17 protein-coding genes and 3 tRNA genes are annotated in these 21749 nt (G+C 68.9%); 14 read left to right on the forward strand and 6 right to left on the reverse strand.

Going from position 1 to position 21749, the window contains the following annotated elements; all coding sequences use genetic code 11:
• The first annotated feature begins 12 nt into the window (after positions 1-12).
• From TK50_RS07050 to TK50_RS07060, 3 genes are all read left to right on the forward strand, one after another.
• The gene (locus tag TK50_RS07050) at positions 13-4305 is read left to right on the forward strand and encodes a toxin glutamine deamidase domain-containing protein (protein WP_043962004.1); all 4293 of its coding nucleotides are present in this window, start codon (positions 13-15) and stop codon (positions 4303-4305) included.
• 65 nt (positions 4306-4370) lie between these two features.
• Complete coding sequence (locus tag TK50_RS07055; protein WP_241773942.1) at positions 4371-4751, forward strand: hypothetical protein; 381 nt, start codon at positions 4371-4373, stop codon at positions 4749-4751.
• Positions 4752-4934: 183 nt separating this feature from the next.
• Positions 4935-5007 (forward strand) — tRNA-His (locus TK50_RS07060).
• Positions 5008-5091: 84 nt separating this feature from the next.
• Here TK50_RS07060 and TK50_RS07065 read toward each other — a convergent pair.
• Positions 5092-6387: a L,D-transpeptidase gene (locus tag TK50_RS07065; RefSeq protein WP_043962006.1), complete on the reverse strand. Its 1296-nt coding sequence runs from the start codon at positions 6385-6387 to the stop codon at positions 5092-5094.
• A 200-nt stretch (positions 6388-6587) separates the two neighbouring features.
• On the reverse strand, positions 6588-7859 hold the full coding sequence (locus TK50_RS07070; protein WP_043962007.1) for a L,D-transpeptidase: 1272 nt from the start codon (positions 7857-7859) through the stop codon (positions 6588-6590).
• Between the two features lie 186 nt (positions 7860-8045).
• Between TK50_RS07070 and TK50_RS07075 the strand changes: the two genes are divergently transcribed.
• Positions 8046-8121, forward strand: a tRNA-Lys gene (locus tag TK50_RS07075).
• Between the two features lie 93 nt (positions 8122-8214).
• Here TK50_RS07075 and TK50_RS07080 read toward each other — a convergent pair.
• A complete protein-coding gene (locus TK50_RS07080; RefSeq protein WP_043962008.1) occupies positions 8215-9156 on the reverse strand; it encodes a GlxA family transcriptional regulator in 942 nt (313 codons plus the stop codon).
• Between the two features lie 17 nt (positions 9157-9173).
• Positions 9174-9608, reverse strand: a complete 435-nt coding sequence (locus tag TK50_RS07085) for a DUF6010 family protein (protein WP_229403810.1) — start codon at positions 9606-9608, stop codon at positions 9174-9176.
• A 1065-nt stretch (positions 9609-10673) separates the two neighbouring features.
• On the opposite strand from TK50_RS07085, the gene TK50_RS07090 reads away from it, so the two are divergent.
• The gene (locus TK50_RS07090; protein ID WP_241773943.1) at positions 10674-13148 is read left to right on the forward strand and encodes an RICIN domain-containing protein; all 2475 of its coding nucleotides are present in this window, start codon (positions 10674-10676) and stop codon (positions 13146-13148) included.
• 127 nt (positions 13149-13275) lie between these two features.
• A tRNA-Lys gene (locus TK50_RS07095) sits at positions 13276-13351 on the forward strand.
• A 258-nt stretch (positions 13352-13609) separates the two neighbouring features.
• Here TK50_RS07095 and TK50_RS07100 read toward each other — a convergent pair.
• Positions 13610-14173, reverse strand: a complete 564-nt coding sequence (locus tag TK50_RS07100; protein WP_043962011.1) for a flavoprotein — start codon at positions 14171-14173, stop codon at positions 13610-13612.
• Complete coding sequence (locus TK50_RS33550) at positions 14170-15507, reverse strand: hypothetical protein (protein ID WP_043962012.1); 1338 nt, start codon at positions 15505-15507, stop codon at positions 14170-14172. The genes TK50_RS07100 and TK50_RS33550 overlap by 4 nt, the downstream gene beginning before the upstream one ends.
• Positions 15508-15929: 422 nt before the next feature.
• On the opposite strand from TK50_RS33550, the gene amcA (TK50_RS34350) reads away from it, so the two are divergent.
• From amcA (TK50_RS34350) to TK50_RS07135, 8 genes are all read left to right on the forward strand, one after another.
• On the forward strand, positions 15930-16091 hold the full coding sequence (amcA, locus tag TK50_RS34350; RefSeq protein ID WP_199485975.1) for a multiple cyclophane-containing RiPP AmcA: 162 nt from the start codon (positions 15930-15932) through the stop codon (positions 16089-16091).
• Entirely contained in the window at positions 16088-16435 is a 348-nt protein-coding gene (locus tag TK50_RS07110) for a hypothetical protein (protein WP_338390896.1), read from the forward strand. The genes amcA (TK50_RS34350) and TK50_RS07110 overlap by 4 nt, the downstream gene beginning before the upstream one ends.
• A 2-nt stretch (positions 16436-16437) precedes the next feature.
• Positions 16438-17574 carry a cyclophane-forming radical SAM peptide maturase AmcB gene (gene amcB / locus TK50_RS07115; RefSeq protein ID WP_043964006.1) on the forward strand — a complete coding sequence of 379 codons (1137 nt, stop codon included), beginning with the start codon at positions 16438-16440 and terminating at the stop codon, positions 17572-17574.
• Positions 17571-17756 (forward strand): multiple cyclophane-containing RiPP AmcA, encoded by a 186-nt coding sequence (gene amcA, locus TK50_RS07120; protein WP_043962014.1) that lies wholly within the window; start codon positions 17571-17573, stop codon positions 17754-17756. The genes amcB and amcA (TK50_RS07120) overlap by 4 nt, the downstream gene beginning before the upstream one ends.
• Before the next feature lie 76 nt (positions 17757-17832).
• Entirely contained in the window at positions 17833-18495 is a 663-nt protein-coding gene (locus tag TK50_RS07125; RefSeq protein WP_043962015.1) for a pentapeptide repeat-containing protein, read from the forward strand.
• Between the two features lie 70 nt (positions 18496-18565).
• Positions 18566-18865 carry a hypothetical protein gene (locus TK50_RS33555; RefSeq protein ID WP_144420177.1) on the forward strand — a complete coding sequence of 100 codons (300 nt, stop codon included), beginning with the start codon at positions 18566-18568 and terminating at the stop codon, positions 18863-18865.
• Positions 18866-19202: 337 nt separating this feature from the next.
• On the forward strand, positions 19203-19874 hold the full coding sequence (locus TK50_RS07130; RefSeq protein WP_241773944.1) for a helix-turn-helix domain-containing protein: 672 nt from the start codon (positions 19203-19205) through the stop codon (positions 19872-19874).
• Between the two features lie 656 nt (positions 19875-20530).
• Positions 20531-21310: a transposase family protein gene (locus tag TK50_RS07135; RefSeq protein ID WP_082106342.1), complete on the forward strand. Its 780-nt coding sequence runs from the start codon at positions 20531-20533 to the stop codon at positions 21308-21310.
• The last annotated feature ends 439 nt before the right edge of the window (positions 21311-21749 follow it).

The following is a 21749-nucleotide window of genomic DNA, read 5'->3' on the forward strand; positions in this document are numbered from 1 at the left end:
TCGGAGGCCCCCGTGACCCTGCTGCCGAGCCCTATCCCGCACCCGCTGGACTACGCGCCCTGGGAGCTGCCCGGCTGGGTCTACGAGGCGCTCGACTGGGTGATCGGGGTCGAGTGGCCGGAGGGCAACGAGAAGGCGGTCTGGGACCTGGCCGACCAGTGGTACGCCGTGGCCGACGCCCTCGCCGGTCCGCGCGCCGACGCGGTCGCCGCCGCCGATGAGGTCCGCAGCGGGTACGGCGGGATCGGTGCGGTCGCGGAGGCGTTCGACGCGGCCTGGAAGCGGGTGGCCGAGGGCGACGAGGCCCCGCTGCCGGTGCTGCTGGCGGTCAGCGGTGACCTCGGCCGGCTCGTCGAGGAGTGCGGCTGCGACATCGAGGGCGCCAAGCTCGAAGTCTGGATCGAGCTGGGCATCCTCGTCGTCGAGCTGCTCTCCCTCGCGGTGGCGGCGGTGCTCACCGCCGGTGCCGCCTCGCCCGCCGCCGGTGCCGCGATCGCCGCCAGCCGCTTCGTCGTGCAGCAGATCTTCAAGAAGCTGCTGGCCCAGCTCGCCCGCAAGACCCTCAAGCAGGGCCTGAAGGAGGCCGGCGAGCGCGCCGCCAAGCGGGTGGCCGAGGGCGGCATGCGCGGCCTCGCCCGGAAGGCGGCGCGCGGCGGGTTGGAGGAGGCAGCCGAGGAGTCGGGGATCACGCTCGCCACGCAGGCGTACCAGAACTCGACCGGCCGCCGGCACGGCCTGGACCTGACCGACGCGGGGATGTCCGCGCTCGGCGGCCTGGCGGGCGGGGCGGCGGCGCCGCTGGCCGGCCTCGGGCGGCACGCGACCGGCCGGGCGGCCCGGGTCGGCGAGCACTTCGGCCGGGAGATGACCGGCGAGATGATCGCCGACCAGGCGGCCAACCTCGCCACCGGGCAGGGCCTGGTGTCGCTGGAGGACGCGGCGCGGGCCGCCGCGTCCGGGGCCACCGGGTCGACCACCGCGCAGACCGACGCGGCGCTGCAGCATCGCCTCGACGGCCGGATGGCCGCTCTCGCGGGGGCGTCCTTCGCCACACCCGACCTCGGCGCGCTCGCCCCGGCTCCGACCGATGCGACGCCCGCTCCGGCCCCGACCGACGGCGCCCTCGGCGCGGACCCGGAGCGTCCCCCCGTCCCGCTTCCCCGCGACGGGGGAGGGCCCGGCCCCGTCGCCCCGGCCACGGTCGAGGCGGCCGGCGACGCGCTGCGGACGCACCACCCGTCGTCCCTACCCGAGTCGTCGCTCGTGGCCGCCCACGCCTCCGGCCCGGTCGACGGCGGTCACCTCGGCCACGTGTCGACCGCGTCGGCGCAGGTGCCGACGGAGCCGGTGGCGCAGTCGCCGGCCACGCCCGGCGCGACCGACGGGCCGGGGATCTCCCGCGCGACGGTCAGCCCGACGCTGTCCGCGGTCGCCCCGGTCGAGCCGCCGCAGCTCGACACGCGGGGAGCCGGCGCCCTGCCCGCGCCCGTCGCCGCTGCCACCGTCGCCGACGGCATCGCGCCGCACACCGGCGGCGCGCCGGGGACTCCGACGACGCCCCACCCGCCGGCCTCGACGAGCGGCACCGTCGCGCCGCCCCCGGTGACCCCGCCGACGGTCGGCACGGGCCCGGCGGGCCCGGCCAGGCCGGCGGCCCCCGGACACGACGGCCCGCTCCCGCCGCCGCCCCGCTTTCCGCTGCTGCGCTCGCTGGATCCGCGGTCGCGGTCCGCGGACCATCCCGTCCCGCCGCCGCGCAGGTCACCCGAGTGGCAGGCCAGGCAGCGGGCCGAACGCGAGGCATACGACCGGCATCGCTACCAGGCCCGCTTCCACCAGCAGCGCGCCCTGCACGAGGACAACCGGCGGTATGACGACTCCCAGGAGCTACGTTCCCGGTACGAGTTCTTCCAGCGGCGCGCCAGCGAGTACGCCGCCTACGCGCTCAGCCTGAAGCAACGCGGGCAGGACTACCTCGCGACGTCGTGGCACCGGATGGCGGTGGCGGACGAGCGGGCCGCCCACGAGTCGCGGGAGTTGGCCGACGCGGTGCTCGCCGGCACGGTCACGCCGCAGTTCGTCGAGGTCAGCGACCCCCTCGACTTCTACTCGATCAACACGGACGATCCGACACTCGTCGTCGGGGAGGTGGACACCGACGGCCCCTCGGCGCTGACCGGAGACGACCACCCGCCGCCGATCGACCGGTCCCGCCGGTACGGGCAGTGGGGCGGGCTCCGGCCCCCGCTGGCGCTGCACCAGTCCGACCTCGAACGCGCGATGCCCCGCGACGCAGGCGGGCGGGTCCTGCGCACCGCCGACCCCCGACGGGGCGGCTGGTTCCGGCTCGCCAACGACGGAGGGCCGGCCGCCGACCCGACCCGGGGCATCAACTGCCTGGACTGCACCCTGTCCCTGTACGAGACGTGGATGCACGGTCGCCCCCGGGTCTCCGCGCCCCGCACCTTCGACGCGTACGCCGCAGGGGACATCAGCCGGCCGCTCGGCGGCGAGCTCGGCGGCCCGGGGCGCGTCGAGGACGCCACCGGAGGGCGCTTCCAGAAGCTCGTCGACCCCGACGACGGCACTCCCGCCGGCGACAGGTGGAGTGTGGTCAACCGGGGATTCGGCAGCATCGAGAGGCAGCTACGCGCCGGAGGGCACGGCAGCTACGCGTTCCTCATCACCACGTACGAGGGCGGCGGGTCGCATGCCTGGGTGGCGCTCAACCAGAACGGCGGCGTGCTCTACCTGGATCCGCAGAGCGGAATCGTGTCCGACATGCCGATCTACATGCACAGCGGGCTGCCGGCCCCGCACAACGTGACCGGCATCGACGCCCTGGTCCGCGGGCCGGACGGGCGGCCGATGCCGTTCGCCGGGGTCGGGCCGGGGCAGTTCAGCCAGCGCGCCGAGGTGACGGAGCAGCGGCAACGGCCGCAGCCGGAGGACCGGTCCCGGGAGTGGCGGCCCAGCCCCGACGACCCCACGGACGACGAGCTGTACGTCAACCGCCTGCACCTGCTCGAAGGCCCCGGTTCGCCCGATCCACTGCCGGCGCAGGGGGACGGCATCGGTAGCCCCGGCGGTACTCCCTCGCGAGGTCCGATTGAATCGAACCTTGCGGGCGACCAGGTGCGCCGCACTCGCGAAGAGGCACGAACGATCTTGAGGTCGCGTGGGATCTCTCCGCGAAGGGTAGTGGCGGCCAACTCTGACCTTGACCAGATCTTCATCACAGGCGTTACGCCGGTCGAACTGGCGACAGAAATGGACGGGCCGACGCTGCGGCGACTTGTACCGCAGCTGACCGAGGTGGCAGCGCAAGATCTGTCCGCGCTCTTTGAGGACCGTCGCGTCCGACGCATGCTGGACCAGACCTGGCAGTCCCCACCGGCCAGTGAACCATGTCTGGCCGAGACGCTGGTGAAGCAGTTGGTGGCGGACCCGAAGTTGGTGCGGCTGATACTGGCGACGCCGGAGTTGGCCAGATCGTTGATTGCGCGCCCGATTACGCTGCACCATCTGGCAAGTCACCCGCAGGCCGTCGAAGTGCTCCAGTCTGTGGTGGATGAGGTTGAAGAAATGGGCGCACCTCCCCAGAGCGGGGGCGTATCGAAACCGGATCCGACGCCTCTTACCGACGAGCAGCGGAGGGTCAGTGAGAGCCTCGCGCCAGAGGCAGGTGGCGCGGTCCAGCCAGGATTCGACTATGTCCGCCGAACGGATACCACATACCAGTCTGAATACCTTGACAGCCTCTATCGGGAAGCAGTGGTCGCGCAGCAGGAGTTGATCGTACTCGCGCAGCAACTTGCGCACGAGGGCGATCGCTCGGTTGGCGTGGCGGGCTGGCGGGTCGAGCCCAAGAGTAGGCAGCGCGCCGAAGACAAGATCAAGAAGTACAAGGGGGAGGCCTCGCGGCTTACCGATCTTGCCGCAGCAAAGGTTGAGTTCGATTCGCTTGGCGATCTGTATCGAGCCCTCGGCCGGCTGCGAGAGCATCCTGCGGTGCGGATCGTGGAGTTCAACGACCGTTTCCGAAATCCGCAGGGGAGTGGTTATCGCGACGTTCAATTGTTGCTCAGGTTGTCCAATGATCATGTGGCGGAGTTTCGGCTGCACCTGGCTGCGTTGGACGAGGTGGCCGTTTGGGAGCATTCACTCTTCGAAGTCAAGCGAGACATCGAGGCCCTGGCGCTTGAGGAGGGTCGGGTGTTGACGACGCGAGAGTCGGCGATTGCCGGTGGTATCATCAGGCGCCAGCAGGAACTCTTCTGGAACGCGTTAGCCTCCACTTTATAGGAAAGTGTATGAATCCTACGCCCGGCCTCGTCCTTCCTTCATATTTCAGATATTACGCATCGCCGGTGAAGATCGTATCATCGCCTGATGGTGGAGTTTGCGTGTGGCGAGTTTCCATAGATGATGGCGGGTGGAGCAGGGAAGACGAGCTATTTGCGGAAATAGTCTTTGCGGTCGGTGGTGAGGTCTTCGCGTGTTCCCAGGAAGATTTCGTTCAGGAGGTGGAGGCGTACCGCGGCTACTATCTGCGGGGCGAAGGGCCGATCTTCGCGCTGTACGAGACTGTGCGGGCCATTGAGGATGTTGCTGCCGCTGAGCGGCGTGCTCTGACGGCAGAGGAGCGGGCCTTGGTCCAGGGCGTCAGGCGGCGGACGTTCGTCATGTTCGAGGAGCAGTTGCAGCGGGAAGGCGACCCCGGCGCGGATCCGACCATCGCCGCCCCGTAGCGACAGGCGCACATATCGTGGATCTTGGTACGAAACGGCCCCAGGAGGGGGCGTTTCGTACCAAGATCTCCCGTCGACGTGTCCGGGGCGGGATGGGGGCAGGGAACCCGGTGGACGTGGGTGGCGGGGGTGAGGCTATTATTAGTCCCGCACGCCGCCCGGCCCGCCGGAGCGGAGCGCATGGTGGCTGTAGCTCAGTTGGCAGAGCACCGGGTTGTGGTCCCGGTTGTCGTGGGTTCAATTCCCATCAGTCACCCTCAGCACGAAGGCCCCCTCCGCTCGGAGGGGGCCTTCGTCGTTGCCGCGCTGCCGCCCAGGGCCGGAGCCCCGGGGGCCAGGGTCAGGCGGTCGGTTCGGCGCTCGGTGACTCGGTCGTGTCGCCGGGGGCGTCCTCGGCGTTCGGCGAGGCGGCGGCGTCCGGGTCGTACGGGAGAGCGCTGCCCTTGACGTACTCGTCCCAGCTCATGTTCCAGTCGGTCCAGCCGTTGCCGTTGGCGAGTTTGCGTTCGGTGCCCTTGACGGTGATCGGGTCGCCGATGCGGGTGTTGTCGAACAGCCAGGCGCCGTTCTTCATCGAGACGTTGACGCAGCCGTGCGAGACGTTGACGCTGCCCTGCTGGCCCTCGGACCAGGGCGCGGCGTGGATGAACTCGCCGCCCCAGGTGAGGCGCTGCGCGTAGTCGATCTTCGTGCGGTAGCCCTCTTCGGGTCCGAGCTCCTCGAAGGTGTCGAAGACCGTCTTGCGCAGCTTCTCGATGACCACCATCGTGCCGCTGGACGACGGCGTGCTCTTCTTGCCGAGGCTCACGGGAATGGTCTTGATCACCTTGCCGTCCTTGGTGACGGTCATCCGCTTCGTCTTGTTGTCGACCGTCATGATCACCGCCGGGCCGGTCTTGATGTCGACGGTCAGGTCCGCCCGGCCGTACCAGCCGTCGCCGAGGGGGAGGCCGCCGGCCTGCACCCGGTACGAGATGGTGCTGCCGGCCTTCCAGAACTCCTTCGGCCGGTAGCGGACCTCGGTGGGGCTCACCCAGTGCCAGATGCCCTCCTGGGCCGGCGTGGAGGTCACCGTCATCCGCCGCTGGATGTCGTCGCGGTAGTCCTCGGGGATGGCGCGGCTGAACTTCACGATCAGCGGCATGCCGACGCCGACGACCTGGTTGTCGCCGAGGAAGCTGCTGACGCGTACCTGCTTGCCGGGCTTGGCCATGGTGGTGAAGGTGCTGGTCGCCTGGGCCGGCTTGCCGTCGTCGCCGGTCGCCGTGACGGTGGCCGTGTAGGTCTCGCCGTACTTCAGGACACCTTCGGGCAGCCAGCTCTTGCCGTCGGCGGCGAGCGCGCCCTCGACGGGCGCGCCGGCCGAGTCCTTCAGCTCGACCGCCGTGTCCTTCGCCTCCTTCGTGGTGAAGGCGATGGCGGTGGACGCCGGCACGTCCTTCGCATCGGCCGCGGGCTCGGTGATGGTCGCCGCGGCCTTGGGTGCGCTCTCGCCGCCCCCCTGCCAGGCCGACGGCTTGCCCCCCTCGCCGTCGGTGCAGGCGCTGGTGAGCGCCAACACGGCGGCGAGCAGCCCCGCCGCGAAGACGCGGCGTCGACCACCGCGCCGGGTCAACTGGTCCTGGGTTGCGCGCATGATTCCCTCACTGTCGTGGTGCCCCGGTTGCCCATCGTCTCTCACTGACGCACGGAAACGGATACTCGTTGCCGGGGGTGAAGAGAAACACTCGAACCATGATGTCTGAATCTGGCGAAAAGCCGCACTTGGCGAATGATGCTCGCAAATGACGGGGGCGGGCACCGGAATACCGGTGCCCGCCCCCGTGCCGGGTCCTGTCAGGCCAGCGCCGGCCCGGCGCCGCCCTCCGGCACCGGCAGCGCGCTGCCCTTGACGAACTCGGACCAGCTCAGGCTCCAGGCCGTCCAGCCGTTGCCCTGAACGAGCTTGCGCTCGGTCCCCTTGATCGTGATCGGATCCCCGACCCGGGTCTGGGAGAAGAGCCACTTCGCCTGCGCCATCGAGACGTTGACGCAGCCGTGCGAGACGTTCTGCCGCCCCTGCACGTGCTCGGACCAGGGTGCGGCGTGGATGTACTCGCCGCCCCAGGTGAGCCGCTGGGCGAAGTCGATCTCGGTGACGTACCGGTTGGCCGGGTCCGGGTCGTCGCGGGTGTCGAAGACCGTGGACTCTTTCTTCTCCATCACCACCATCGTGCCGCTGGAGGAGGGGGTGCTCTTCTTGCCCAGGCTCACCGGGATCTTCCGGAGGAGCTGGCCGTCCTGGAAGACGCTCATCTGCTTGGTGGCGTTGTCGACCTTCATCTCGAACGCCCGACCGATCTTGGCGGTGGCGCTCCGGTCGACGTTGCCGTACTTGCCGTTGCTGAGCGGGATGCCGGCCAGCGCGATCCGTACGCTGATCGTGGTGCCGGGCTTCCAGTATTCCGGCGCCCGGTAGTAGGCCTGGGTGCCGTTGGAGACCCAGTGCCACGCGCCGGGCTGCGGCGGGTCGGTGCGGACGAACATCCGCTTCTGCACCGCGGCCCGGTCCTTCTCCGGGATACCAGGGTGGAACTCGGTGACGACCGGCATGCCGACGCCGTACGTCTTGTCGTCGAACAGGTAGAGCCCGGAGGCGATCATCGACTTCGGCTTGGCCATCGTCGTGAACGTGCTGGTGCCCTGCCTGGTCTCGCCGCCCGCGCCGGCGGCGTTGACGGTGGCCGTGTAGCGGGTGCCGAACTTCAGCGGCTTGTTCGGCACCCAGGAGGAGCCGTCGGCGCGCCAGCGGCCCTCGACCTTGTCGCCGTTGGCGGCGGTGAGGGTGAGGTCGGTCACCTTGCCGCCCTCGGGGATCTTCGCGGAGATCTCGGTGCTGACCGGCCTGTTCTTCGCCCCGTCCGCCGGGCTGACCTTGAGCGTCGGGTCGGCGCTCGTGGCCGGATCGGCCGGTGCCGTTCCTGTCTCGGCGGCGACGCTGCTGCCGACGGCGGGCGCACCGTCGACGAACTCCGCCTTCTTCTGGTCGTCGCCGCACCCGGTCAGTGCCAGCGACGCCATCAGGCTCAGGGCGCCTACCGTCGCCCCGGCCCGCGCGAACATGCCCATTCCCACCTCTGTTCTCGCGTACCTGGCGGACATCGTGCCGCATGACGGCCATCGGCCACCGCCCGCGCCGCCAATCGTGAGAGATTGGGGGGCTTTTGTCCGTTAAGCGTGCCCGAAGGGTGGAGCCGGGTATCGGATTGGAACCCCGCTCAGGAGGCGTGCTAGGGTTCTCTCCGTTGCCAACGAGCGCCGCTAGCTCAACTGGCAGAGCAGCGGACTCTTAATCCGCGGGTTCGGGGTTCGAGTCCCTGGCGGCGCACCAACGACAAGACCCTGACCTGGCATTAGCCGGCCAGGGTCTTCTTGGTTCTTGTGGACCGACGGCCCGCTTGCGGAGACGGCACCACGTTCGCGGTCACCCGCTGCGGAAGCTACGCCGATACGCCTGCGGGCTGGTGCCGGTGATCCGCTTGAAGCGGTCTCGGAAGGCAGCGGTGGAGCCGAAACCGACCTGCGTCGCCACCCGGTCCACGGGAAGGGCCGTGGTCTCCAGGAGGTGCTGCGCCTGGTGGACGCGGACCCAGTGCAGCCACCGCAGCGGGGTGGTGCCGGTCTGGTCGCGGAAGCGCCGGTTCAGCGTCCGGGTACTCATGCCGGCGTGGCGGGCGATGTCGGCGAGGGTCAGCTGACACCGGGCGTTGTCGCGCATCCAGGCCAGCAGCGGCTCCAGGGGCGCCCCCTCGGGGGCCGGTGGTTCGTGCGTGATGAACTGCGCCTGTCCGCCCGCGCGTTCCAGCGGCATGACGGACAACCTCGCCGTGTCGGCGGCGACGGCGGCACCGTGATCGCGGCGGATCAGGTGCAGGCACAGGTCGAGCCCGGCGGCGGCGCCGGCGGACGTGAGGAACTGGCCGTTGTCCACGTAGAGCACGTTGGGGTCGACCTGGATTCGCGGATGCCGGGCGGCGAGCTGGTCGGTGGCGAGCCAGTGCGTGGTGGCGCGGCGTCCGTCGAGCAGGCCGGTGGCGGCGAGCGTGAACGCGCCGCCGCAGATCGAGGCGATCCGGGCGCCGTTCGCGGCGGCGGCGCGCAGCGCGTCGAGGACCGCGGTGGGCGTCGCGGCGGCGGGGTCGGAGACACCCGGCACGACGACGGTGTCGGCGTCGGCGAGGACGTCCAGGCCCCACGGCACCGTGATGCTGAACGCCCCCGTGGTGACCGTCGGCGTGGCGGCGCAGACGAGGACGCGGTAGCCGGCGCGGCCGTCGGCCAGGCGGGTGCGGTGGAAGACCTCCATCGGGGTGGCCAGGTCGAAGGGGACGACGCTGTCGAGGGCGAGCACGGCCACGGTGTGCATGGCGGAAATTCAACCAGTCAGGGCCGTGCGGTGGCCGTCGGGCGCGCGTCGGCCGCCCGACGCGTGACCCGGTCGAAGAGATCTGTGACCGACAGGCCGCCGGTGAAGCACCAGAGCGCGATGACCGGATCGCAGAGCGCGCAGCCGAAGGATGAGTCGTGCAGCGACGGGATGATCGGGGTGCCGCGCCGGTGGTGCACGACGTCCCAGACAGTGTGCAGGAGCCAGCCGACCCCGATGAAGGTGTACGAGGTCAGCCCGGCGTAGCCCACCACCAGCAGCAGCGCGCAGAAGGCCAGCTCCCACAGCCCGAACCCACCACCGCTGATGTAGGCGGCCCCGGCGCCGGTGACGACGAGCGCGTTCAGGCGCCGCCGGTGCGGCTCCGGCACGAGGGAGTTGAGCCCGACGTAGACCAGCCCGATCACCACCGGCATGACATAGCGAAGCACGATCAAGCCTCTCTGCGTTCCCGTTGACGCGTGTCGGGAGGGAGCCTAGGAAGGTCTGCCACCGGGAACGAGAGGCGAAAGTGCCACGGTCCGCCGGATTCTCGCCACCACCGTCTTCGCCGATGCCACCGCACCGGGAGTCGCCGGCCGTGCTGCCGGCGTCCCGGGGCGTACATCTGGTGGTGGACCCGTCCGGAGCCGCGACCGGGCAGGTCACGCCGGCGCTGAGGCCAGGCCGCCCCTGCCCTGCCGGGCCGGTGTGCGAGCGCGCTGACGTCTCGGCCCGTTCCCACCGAGCGCCGCTGGCCCAGCTGGCAGAGCGGCGGACTCTTGATCCGCCGGTCGGGGCCTTCTTCGCGTACGCCGATGGTGGTTCGCGGCCCGCCGCCTCGGCGGGTCCAGCCGGTGCCGCGTGCCTGGTATGCGACGGCCTCCTCGCCGCCCGCCCGGCATCGCCCGTCGCCTCGTCGTTGCTCCCTCCGGCAGTCGGTGGGGCCGACCACGATTATGCATAGTCGACGGACTATCTGACGGTTGCGCCGCAAACGTATGACGTCTACGCTGCAAGGCAGAATTCTGTGACCATGGGCAAGAGGGCGTGAGCGGGCAGCGGGCGTTCCCGACGGCACGATAGGTGCCGCCGGTCGGTGCTTCTCGCTCGAATCGTACGTGGCCTCGCGCCTGTTCTTGCTGCTCCTTTGTCAAGCAACCACCATGGTCGGAATCGCCCCGCATTCTCTCCCCCCGTCGACCATTTTTCGTGCGGTGGTCCATCGTCGCGCCCCGAGGACGAGTGTCCAGCGAAGATGTCCTATCGGCGGTAAGTGAAAGGAATGGTACGTGAAGCTAGCCGTCTCTACCGCTCGAAGGTCACTGCTGGCCGTGGCGCTGGTCGTCGCCTCCACGCTGCCGGCGGTCGCCGCGAACCAGCTGCCCGCTTCGGCCGCCGTCCAACAGACCTACTATGTCGCCCCGGACGGAAACGACGCCAACCCGGGAACGCTCCAATCGCCATTTCGGACACTGCAACGTGCGCGGGACGCCGTCCGTGCGGTGAATTCCAGCATGACGGGCGACATCCAGGTGTACCTGCGCGGTGGAAGTTACCCGGTGAACAGCACGATCGAGTTCGGGGCCGGTGACTCCGGCACCAATGGATACCGGGTCAGCTATTCCGCCTACCCCAATGAGACCCCCGTTCTCGAAGGTGGGGTGCAGGTGACCGGGTGGACCCAGCACAGCGGCAACATCTGGAAGGCGCCGCTCGACCGCGCCAACAAGCTGCGCGCGCTCTACGTCAACGACAAGCGGGCGTACATGGCGTCGAAGACGATCGGCTCGGCGGGCTGCTACGGGACGTACACCATCACGGCCGGGCAGGCCGCGTGGGCCTGGGAGTCGGGCTCGCAGTGCGACGGCGCCAAGTACAACCTGAACGACTTCCCCGCCGTCGCCCGCAACGCCGACGACATCGAGATCGAGACGGCGACGACCTGGACCACGGCGATCGTGGGGGTCCGCCAGGTGACCACGAGTTCCGACGGCGCGAACCGGGTGGCGCTGTTCCAGCAGCCGGGTGCCGCCATCGCGCAGGGCGCGTTCAACGGCAACGCCCAGACGGGCGGCAGCCACAAGGTGATGAACGCCTACGAGTTCCTGGACGCGCCGGGTGAGTTCTACTTCGACAAGGGCAGCCGGACGCTCTACTACTACAAGAGCAGCGCCGAGAACATGGCGACCGCGTCGGTCTTCGCGCCGAACAACGTGACCACCCTGCTGCGGGTCGCCGGCACCTCGACGAGCAGCCACGCGCGCAACATCACGTTCTCCGGCCTCACCGTCCAGCACTCCGACTGGAACCTGTTCAACGTCGCCGGTTCGTCGTTCAAGCAGGCGCAGCAGGGCAACCTCGGGGCGCAGGCGTACGCGAAGCGGAACTTCCACGACTACTACTACCGCAACGTCGACGTCACCCCCGGCATGATCCAGGTGGAGAACGCCGACGGGATCCTCCTGCAACGCAACCGGGTCCAGCACACCGGTGCCGACGGCATCAACATGGTCAACGACGTGCAGAACAGCCAGCTGATCGGCAACTTCACCAACGACGTCGCCGGCTCCGCCATCACCGTCGGCCATCCCCAGCACGTCTACATCGGCGACGGGACGTCGACCAACCGGGAGAAGTGGTCGCCGCAGGTCGAGGGGCTGCCGAAGAACATCGACATCAGGAGCAACTACCTCTACGACAGCGCGGTGCTGTTCAACGGGCACAGCCCCATCTCGGCGTACTTCGTCGACACCCTGACCGTGCAGCGGAACCGGATCGAGAAGTCACCGTGGTCGGGCATCACGCTCGGCTGGGGCTGGTGGAACTTCGACGGGTCATCGGGCTCGATCGCGCCGAACCGGCCGACCACGACGGCGCGGAACAACACCATCAGCCACAACCACATCATCGACACGGTGCAGCGCCTCAGCGACACGGCGCCCATCTACACGCTGGGCAGCCAACCGGGCACCACGATCACCAACAACTATCTCCAGGGCGTGCCGTCCGGGCACAAGTACGGCCTCCATCCCGACGAGGGGTCGGCGTACATCACCTTCCGCGACAACGTCCTGAGCGTGGACAAGAACGTCACCTGGCTCATCAACTCCGACGACTTCGGGCGCAAGCACGACCTGAGCATCACGCAGATCTACGGCCCGATCAACAAGGTCTCGAACAAGAACCTGCCCAACAGCACGGTCAACGACATCATCGTCTCCTCCGACTACGTCTGGCCGGCACCGGCGTACGGCATCGCCGCCAACTCCGGCCTGGAGGACGCGTTCCGGGACATCGTCCCGGCGGCCAACCTGTCCCTGCCGAACCACGTCCTGCCGGCCAGCACCTACGTCACCAGCGGAACGGCGTCGATTCCGATCCGGAGCGCCGGCGACGCGACCAGGGCGGTCTGGCTGGCTCCCGCCGGCACCACCACCTTCACCGCCGGCCCGACGATGACCAGGGCCGGCGGCACCGACACGTCCATCGCCGTGCCGACGTCGCAGGGCGAGTACCGGCTCTACGTCCTCGACGCACAGGGCAACCGGTCGGCCGAGTCCAGCTCGATCGTCCGGCAGCAGGGCACCGGCAGCGGCCAGCAGGGTGGCCGGCTCGTGGGCGGCCAGTCGGGCCGCTGCGTCGAGGTGCCGAACTCCTCCACCACCAACGGCACCCAGGTGCAACTGTGGGACTGCGCCGGCGGCACGAACCAGCAGTGGGCCTACACCGCCGGCAAGCAACTGACCGGGTACGGCAACAAGTGCCTGGACGCGAACGGCGCGGGCACGAGCAACGGCACCACGGTCATCATCTGGGACTGCCACGGCGGCACGAACCAGCAGTGGAACCTCAACGCCAACGGGACCCTCACCAACGTCCAGTCCGGACTCTGCCTCGATGCCAACGGTGCCGCCACCGCCAACGGCACGAAGATCATCCTCTGGTCGTGCAACGGTGGCACGAACCAGCAGTGGAGCCTTCGCAACTGACCGGCAACTCGGGGCCGGGCCGACTCGGCCCGGCCCCGGGCAGTTCCGGCCCATCGTGCGGGGCCCGGTCGGCGGGGTGACCTGGTGCGCTCCGGGGAGGTGCTAACCTGCTCTGCGTTGTCAGCGGGCGCCGCTAGCTCAACTGGCAGAGCAGCGGACTCTTAATCCGCGGGTTCGGGGTTCGAGTCCCTGGCGGCGCACCACCGAAAAGGCTCTGACCTGGGGTTTTACCCTGGGTCGGAGCCTTTTGGCGTTTCTGCCGGTGGTTCGGTGTCTCGGTGGGTGCTCGGGAGCCGTTGGACCGTTCCGGCTTCCGCTGGACGAACGGCATGTCGGCGGACCCCAGCATCGCCTGTGGTGCGTCCGCCCGCTGTTTGATGATCTTGCTGCTTGGTCGGGTGGTGTGGGCGTCGGGCCGTCGGTCGACGGAGGTGATCCGGATTCACCCGGCCCAGCGGCCGTTACTTCTGCGGCTGTGCTTTCTCAGCGAGTGCGGCGGCTGCGTGGAATGCCGTGGTCCAGGGGAATGTGAGCCGGCGGTCGTTGCCGGTGCCGGGTGGGTGTGGTTCCCAGTCGTGGTCGGGTCCGAGGAGGATGTGTACGCCTTCGTCGCGGAGGCTGGCTACGGCGCGGCGGTAGGGGTGTCGGGTGGCGAGGGCGGTGTTGACGAAGGGGACGATGACGGTGGGTACGTGTCGTCCGATGAGTTCGGCGATGGTGGTCATGGCGTAGTTGTCGGCGAGGCCGAGGGCGATCTTGTTGATCGAGTTGTAGGTCGCGGGTGCGATGACCAGTGCGTCGGCGGTGGGTAGCGAGCGGCGGGTACCTGGGGATGTCCGGTAGTCGGATCGCACGGGTGCCCCGGTCAGTTCTTCGATGGCTGGGATGTCGATGAATCTGGTCGCGTGGGGTGTGGCGGTGACCGCCGTGGTCCAGGACTGCTCGTGTGCGGTGTTGATCAGGGTGGTGACGTCGGGGGCGGGACCGGCGGCGCAGACGACGATCTGGAGGTGCCCTGGGGTCACCGGGGGATCCCGGCGGTCTGGGTGAAGTCGACGACTGCGGCGCGTACCGGGCCGGTGGCGAGGTGGGCGAGGTCGTTGGCGAGGCGGTGGACCGCTGGGCGGCAGCGGATCTCTTCGGGTGCTACCTCGTACGCGGTGCGCAGGGCGTTGAGGCCCTGTTCGTGGCGTCCCCATTGGGTGTAGGCGCGGGCCACGTCGACGTAGAGGGTGGCTTTGCGTTCGGCGAGGGTCACCTTGCCGAGGGGGATGGTGCGGGCGATGGTGATGGCGGTGCCGGCGTCGCCGAGGGTGAGTGCGATGTTGACCCGGTGCAGCAGGACGTTGGTGGCGCCGAAGCCGGTCCACCGGTCGTTGCCGTCGTAGCCGAGTCGGGTCGCGGCGCGGGTGGCCTCGTCGAGCATGGTGTGTGCGGTGTCCCGGTCGTCGCGGCGGGCTGCGGCGACGGCCCCGCGTAGGACGAGGGCGCCGTACACGGCGACCGCGTCGGTCGACGCGAGGCGGGTGCCCCGGTCGAGTACGCCGGCGGCGTCTGCGGCGAGGGTCACGGCCTGCTCGTCGTGGTTGTTGCTCATCAGGGCGTGGGTCATGATCCGTGCGCTCGCGGCGACGGCCACCGGGTCCTGGCTCGTTGCGGCGGCGCGGGTGCTCCGCTCTGCGGCGACCAGGGCCATCCCACGGTCGCCCAGCTTGAGCAGGACGCTACCCACGACGTGGTACAGCTCGGCGACCAGGACGTCGACCTGCCTTCGCTGCGTGCCCTCCGCGTCCGCCCTGGCAGGTTCGAGAGCAGGTAACAGCGTGCCGAGCCGGTCGAGGACCCGTTCGTATCGGCAGGCCTGGTAGTCGCGTTTGACGGCAGCCACCTTGCCGGAGAGCTGCTGCACGGACAACACCGTGGCGGGTTGTTGCCGGGGCGAGACGAGCGCGTCGAGCACCGGCGCGACGCCGGGGGCAGCGGCGACGCTGACCGCAGCGCTGCGCAGGAAGTCTCGCCGTTGCACGTCACCATCCGGGTCCAAGCTGTGGTGGCTGTCCTCACCAGTATCGGCATCCGGGCCGGTGCGCGGTGGCGTGGTGCTCGCGGCTGCACCGTTGGTGCCCGTCGCCCGCAGGGCTGCGAAGCGTTCGCGGACGTCGGGTGTGGCTCGGGCCAGCACGGTGTCCAGCGCGGCCTGCATGTCGGCGCGGGGAATGACGTTGTCGCCCTGGCTGCTCCACTTGGCCACCGTCCGGCGGGCCGCGCCCAGGTGCTCGGCGAAGGCGGTGACGCTCATCCGCGCCGCCTGGCGTAGGGCGGTGGCATCCCGGCCGGTCCAGGTCGTGATCGGAGCCATCGCACGTCCTCCCGACAGGGACCGTCTCCTGCCTGGTGATCGTAGCGGCACCTGGGGTTACCGCAGGTGCACCGGCGGTGCACCGACAGGACATTCCGTGCACGCCCTGCCCCGGGCGAGGGTGGGTGTGCCGGGCCGCCTTCTCAGGGCGCGCCGGTAGGTCAGCGGCAGTCTCAGAGCAGGGAGCTTCGGATGGATGTGCCGAGCGGTGACAGGCCGGAGCGCGACCCGAGGCCTCCGCAACTGCCGTCACCGGCCAGTCCGCCGGCAGCACCGTTGACTCCTCGTTCGCGTACCGCCAGAAGGGCTGCGTGGGCGGGTGGCGGTCACCTCGCTGCCGAGCCACCGGCCGGCAGCGGTGGGTCAACCGGATCCCGGTGGACCCACCGCTGCGAAGGACGCGTCGTGACGGGGGAGCGGGCATGACCGTGTACGTCTCCCGCTTCGCGAGCGGTCAGCAGGAGCGGCCCGGCCCACCGGCGTCGACAGAACCCATGCCGGCGAGGACGGCGGATCCGCCGCTGTTGACCCACGTGTGGCGTCGGTTCTTCGCGCAGCGCACCCGACGGGAGCTTCCCCGGTGAGCGTCGACCAAAGCCCTCCGGCGACTGCGGCGGGCCGTCGCAGCCCGATGGGCCACGAGCATGTGCCCTCGCGTCCGCACTGGGGCTGCCGCGCCTGCGGCCATCCATGGCCCTGCGACGGGGCCAGGAGCGCGCTCCTGGCGGAGTACGCGGGCAATCGGATCGGCCTGTTCCTTTATCTGGCCGGATGTCTGCACGAGGCCATCGACGACCTGAGCCAGCCGGACGTTAGCGAGACGAGCAACTGCGAGGACCTGTTCGACCGCTTCGTCGACTGGGCCAGGCGACGCGCCACCTCTGCCGGGGCGACGACCGGCGCACCAGTGTCTTCGAGGGAGGCGTGATGGTGAGCGGCATCGGTGTGATCACCGCTGTAGGGCGGTCGGCGATCGCTGAGGTGTTTCACACCCTGGTCGTGCAGCCGACAAGCTTCTGCAACCTCGACTGCGCCTACTGCTACCTGCCTGACCGCCGGTCCCGCCGTCTCATGACCGTGGAGGTGGCGCGGGCCTGCGCCACCTCGATCGCGCAGCAGGGCAGCGAGCATCCCGTCAGCGTCGTCTGGCATGGAGGTGAGCCCACTGCCACGCCGATCGGCCACTTCCGGAACCTGCTCACCGCCTTCGAGCCGCTTCGGCGGACGGGGCGGGTGCGTCACGAGATCCAGACCAACGCCACCCTGGTCGACCAGCGGTGGTGTGACCTGTTCACCGCTTACCGATTCGAGATCGGTGTCAGCGTGGACGGACCTGGCACCCTGAACCGCAACCGGGTCGACCGCGCTGGTAGGCAGACGGCCGACCGGACGATGCGCGGCGTTCAGATGCTCGCTGACGCGGGTCTGGAGTACTCGGTGATCTGCGTCGTCACCCCGGAGACCATCGACCACGCCGACGACCTCATTGACTTCTTCACCGACCTGCCTGGGTGCCAGTCTGTGGGCTTCAACATCGAGGAGCAGGAAGGCGCCGCCCGGCAACCGGTGACGGAGGAGGCCGCGTACCGCTTCTGGCGGCGGCTCGTGCAACGCCGAACCGCCGGTAGCGGGCTGCGTATCCGTGACCTGGACCGGCTGGCCGATTATCTCACCGCCGCCCGCGCCGGACACGTTGACCACACAGCCCATGAACCGATTCCCACGGTGTCCTGGGACGGCCAGGTCGTGCTCCTGTCACCGGAGCTGCTCGGCATCACCGATTCCGAGTACGGGGACTTCATTGCCGGCAACGTGGTCGAGGAACCGATCATCGCGATGATCGGCCGGGCCGGCGGTCTGCGTTACGTGACCGAGTTCGTCACCGCGCTCAACGACTGCGCCGACCGGTGCGGGTTCTACGACTTCTGCCGTGGTGGACAGGCCGGTAACCGCTACTTCGAACACGGCAGCTTCACCGTCCGCGAGACCAACTTCTGCCGCACCACCCGACAGGCCCTCGTCCGCGCCGCCGCGGACCACCTCACCCAGACCGGAGGACCAGCATGACCGACGCCCTCGCCGCACTCGTCAACGCTCCGCCGCACCACCTCGACCGTCTCGGTGTCGCAACCTCCCGGGCGGTAGCGTCGATCGACGCCGCGAAGTTCGACAACCGGCCCACCTGGGACAACCGTGGCAAATTCGACAGCCGCCCGGGCTGGGACAACTGGAACAAGAAGAAGCGCTGACAGCGAACTCCCGACACTCGGGTGGTGCGGCGGCCGGCCCGTCTCGCACCACCCTCGGAATCAGGTAAAGGACCATATGCGGACCACGACAGTCGGCGAACTGCGGATACTGCTCCCGGAGCTGGACCCAGACGATCTCGACACCATCAGCGACCCAACCGACGACCTCAGCGACGCCACCATCGAGAACGTCTCCTGGCGTGGCGGCACCCTCGACGGCGTTACTATCCGTGGTAGCCGGCTCGTCGGCGTCGATGTGAGTGAGAGTGGCTGGGAGGGCGGGTCCCTCTTCGGCTGCGAGATCACCCGTGCCGACTTCTCCGGCACCACTCTGTCCGGCATCAGCATCGAGCGCTGCGCCATCACCGGTTCCCGGTTCACCGGCATCCGCCTGACTGATGTCCGGTTGAAGGACGTGCTGTTCGAGGGATGCCGCTTCGACTACGCGTCGTTCACCCGGGTCGCCGCAGCCGGAGCCGTGGCCTTCGTGGACTGCCTTCTTACCGACGCCACCTGGTCGTCCTGCCGCCTACCCAACACCGTCCTGCGGTCCTGCCAACTGGCCCGCCTGGAACTCGACTCCTGTCAGCTCCATGGCGCGGACCTGCGAGGTAACGGCCTGCACGACCTGAAGACCGGGCTCGGCAACCTGCACGGGGTCACCCTCGACGAGGACCAGCTACCTGACCTCACCCACCTGGCCGTTCAGGATCTCCACCTGACCGTGCGCAAGCGGTGACAAGGCCGGTCTTCATCCCCGGCCGGTCGCCGGCTACGAGAGCACACGAGCACATCAGGAGAACGACGTCGTGGCCTATCACCCAGGGCCGAACAACCTGCTGCGCGCGGCTCGCCTGACGCTGCCGTCTCCGTCCGGTTCGGGACGGCCGATGTCCCGACAGGAACTTGCCGACGCGGTCAACACCCACACGCACACGGGACGCCGCAGCACCGCCGACGCCCGCTACATCGGCAAGCTCGAACGAGGGGAGCGCCGGTGGCCGTTCGAGCCGAACCGCACGGCGCTGCGGGACAAGGTCCCCGGAAAACGGCCAACGCCGATCTCGGGTGTTCCGTCGTCCAGGGACACGCTCAGGATCCTGAAGTGAGCCCGGAGGAACCCGGACCAGAAGGTCTCCGGATATTACCGGCTCCCGGTGCCGACCCGGGCCGTCCGGTATCGGTTGCTACGACGGCCGGCCCGGTCATCATGGCCCGAGCGGCGGTGCGGGTGACTGTTAGCGTCCACGCCGAGACTGTCACCGCGCTGGTCCGTCACGACGACACGAGCGGTGCTGTCGCGGTCCTCGCGGGGCCCGCCGAAGTGCTCATCACCCCGTCGGATGTCTTGCAGGGCCGCCCTGCGGCTGGACCCGGTGTGCCGTCGACCGGGGCAGGCCTGCGCCAGGTGTACCGGCTTTCCGATCGGCGAGCCCGATGACGAATGTGAGGGTCACGCAGCCGGCCATGGACGGTCGGTATGCGTCGGGTCTGCGCTTTCCGGGGCTGATCAGTCAGCCGCAGGTGGCCGAGGCGCGTAGGGATCTCGGTCGGCGGTTGGCCGCGTGGCGTGCCGAGCGGGGGCTGACGCAGATGCAACTGGCCAGGAGCATCTGTTACTCCCGCAGTTCGGTCGCCAACGCCGAGATCGGCCGGGATGCCAGTGTTCGTCGGTTCTGGCAGGACGCTGACCGGGCGGTCGACGCACGGGGGGCGTTGCTGGCCGCGTTCGACCAGATGGCCGCGCTGGTACGGGACTTCCACACCCAGCAGGCGCAGGCGCGAGACGAGGAACGCCAGCGACGCGCTGGCCGAACCGCCACCCGGGCCAGTCACGCGGCGACGGGTGACTGCGGGTGCGGGACTGTGGTCGTCGGCCAGTGGACCGGACAGGAGACCCGCGCGCTCCGCGAGGCGCTCCGGATGACCGTCGACGACTTCGCCCGCCACCTCGGGGTGGCACCCGAGACGGTTGCCGGCTGGGAACACCACCACACATCCACACCGCCACCGACGATGGCCACACAAGCCGCCTTGGACGAAACGCTCACGCTTGCCGACAGCAACACCAAAGCCCGGTTCCTGCTGATCCTCGACACCCCGAACCACCACCCGTAAGCCTGGTCGGACAAGCGTTGAGAGGCCGCACGGCACGAGCGCCACGTTGCGTGATACGGCAAGTTTCCCGCCGCGCCTGGTCGGTGGCAGACCTGTGCAGCTTGACGGTGAGCTCGGTCGGTACTGGCATGGCAGATCTGCGACCAGCCCCTGCGCACCCGTCGCGGCCATTGCTCGCGCCTGGCGATAAGCCGTCGTCTGGCGCACTCGTCTCAGGTTTCCACCCGCTCGGCCCTCTTGACGAGAAGTCGGTTACCCGGAGCACCGCGATCGGCGCGTGACCGCCCTGGGACGGCACTTCCGAACATTGCGTCCCATGTGAGAATGAGACATGGCCTGGGACTGGGTAGTACCGGTTACGGCGAGCGGCTTCGGTGCGCTTGTTGGCATATCGGGAATCGTCGCATCCTTCAAGACAAGCGAAAGGAGTCGTCAGCATGCCGAGAACCTTGCAACGGAGAGACATCGGCACGAGCAGGAGTTGGCCAAGCGGAAGAGTGAACACGATCTTCGATTGGCCCGTGAACAGCGACGACAAGAGCGGCAGGCGTTAGCTTATGTTGAGATCTTGAAAGAGGTTCACCGGGTTTCCTTCTGGGCCAACGCTAAGGGATGTCTCGTAACTCGGCGGTGGATCCATGGTGGATCATGTTGTGGTGCAGGTGATCACGGCGGCTCGCCCGGAGTGGATCTTCCCGTTCACCGGGCTGCAGCCCGCCCAGTTCCGCAGGCTGGTCAGGCTGGTCGCCGAACGTGGCGGGGACGCCATCGCCGACGGGCGGCCGGGCCGGCAGTGGTCCCTCGACCTCGCCGACCGGGTGCTGCTGGTCGCCGCCTACTGGCGCACGAACCTGACCATGCGGCAGATCGGCCCGCTGTTCGGGGTGTCGCACTCCGCCGCCCACCGGGTCATCGACACCCTCGGCCCCCTGCTCGCCCTGGCCCCGGTCCGCCGACGCCGGATCGAACAGATCGCCATCGTCGACGGCACCCTGGTCCCGACCCGGGACCACCGGCTGGCCGCCCCGAGCAAGAACTACCGCTACTCGACGAACCTGCAGGTCGCCATCGACGCCCACACCCGCCTGGTCGTCGCGTTGGGTGACCCGCAGCCGGGCAACCGTAACGACACCATCGCCTACCGCACCTCCGGCATCGACCAGAAACTGGCCGGACGGCCCGTCATGGCCGACGGCGCCTACCGCGGCAACCCCGAGGTGATCATCCCGTACCGCAAACCCACCGACGGCACCGAACTACCCGACTGGAAGAAGGACCTGAACAAGCACCACCGCACGATCCGGGCGCAGGTCGAACACGCCCTGGCCCGCATGAAGACCTTCAAGATCCTCCGGGACTACCGACGCGCCGCCAGCACATTGACCGACACCGCTTCCGGCATCGCCCACCTCCACAACATCATCCTGCTCGGATGACACCGACACCGTTGACCGGCAACGCCATCACCGAGTTACGAGACATCCCTTAGTCACCCAAAAGGGGTGCTGGATAAGGATGATGCCCCCAAGCATCTTCATCTAGTAACTGATCCGACTGTCGATGCGCTGCTACGAGCCTATGGCTCCAGCGAGGTTATCGGGCTATTCGATATTTGGTGCACGCGGGTGCAGGATATTGCAAAGTCCTTCGGTCTCTTAACGATCGACCTCGGCGCAGATCCCGTATCTAGACGACTGGACGGGGGGCAAGAATCACGGGAATGGAGCCGACTTCATGGGGAGCTAGCGCCGGCCGAAGGTGTGGCAAAGATCGCATTGACCAAGCGGATACGGCAGGAGTTGCAAAGCGCGGGATGGTAGTATTGTCTTAATGGGGAATGGGTCTCCTGCGAATTGGGTGGCCCGATTCCCTGTG

The organism is Micromonospora haikouensis (assembly GCF_000876225.1).
GTDB classification, from domain to species: Bacteria; Actinomycetota; Actinomycetes; order Mycobacteriales; family Micromonosporaceae; genus Micromonospora; species Micromonospora haikouensis.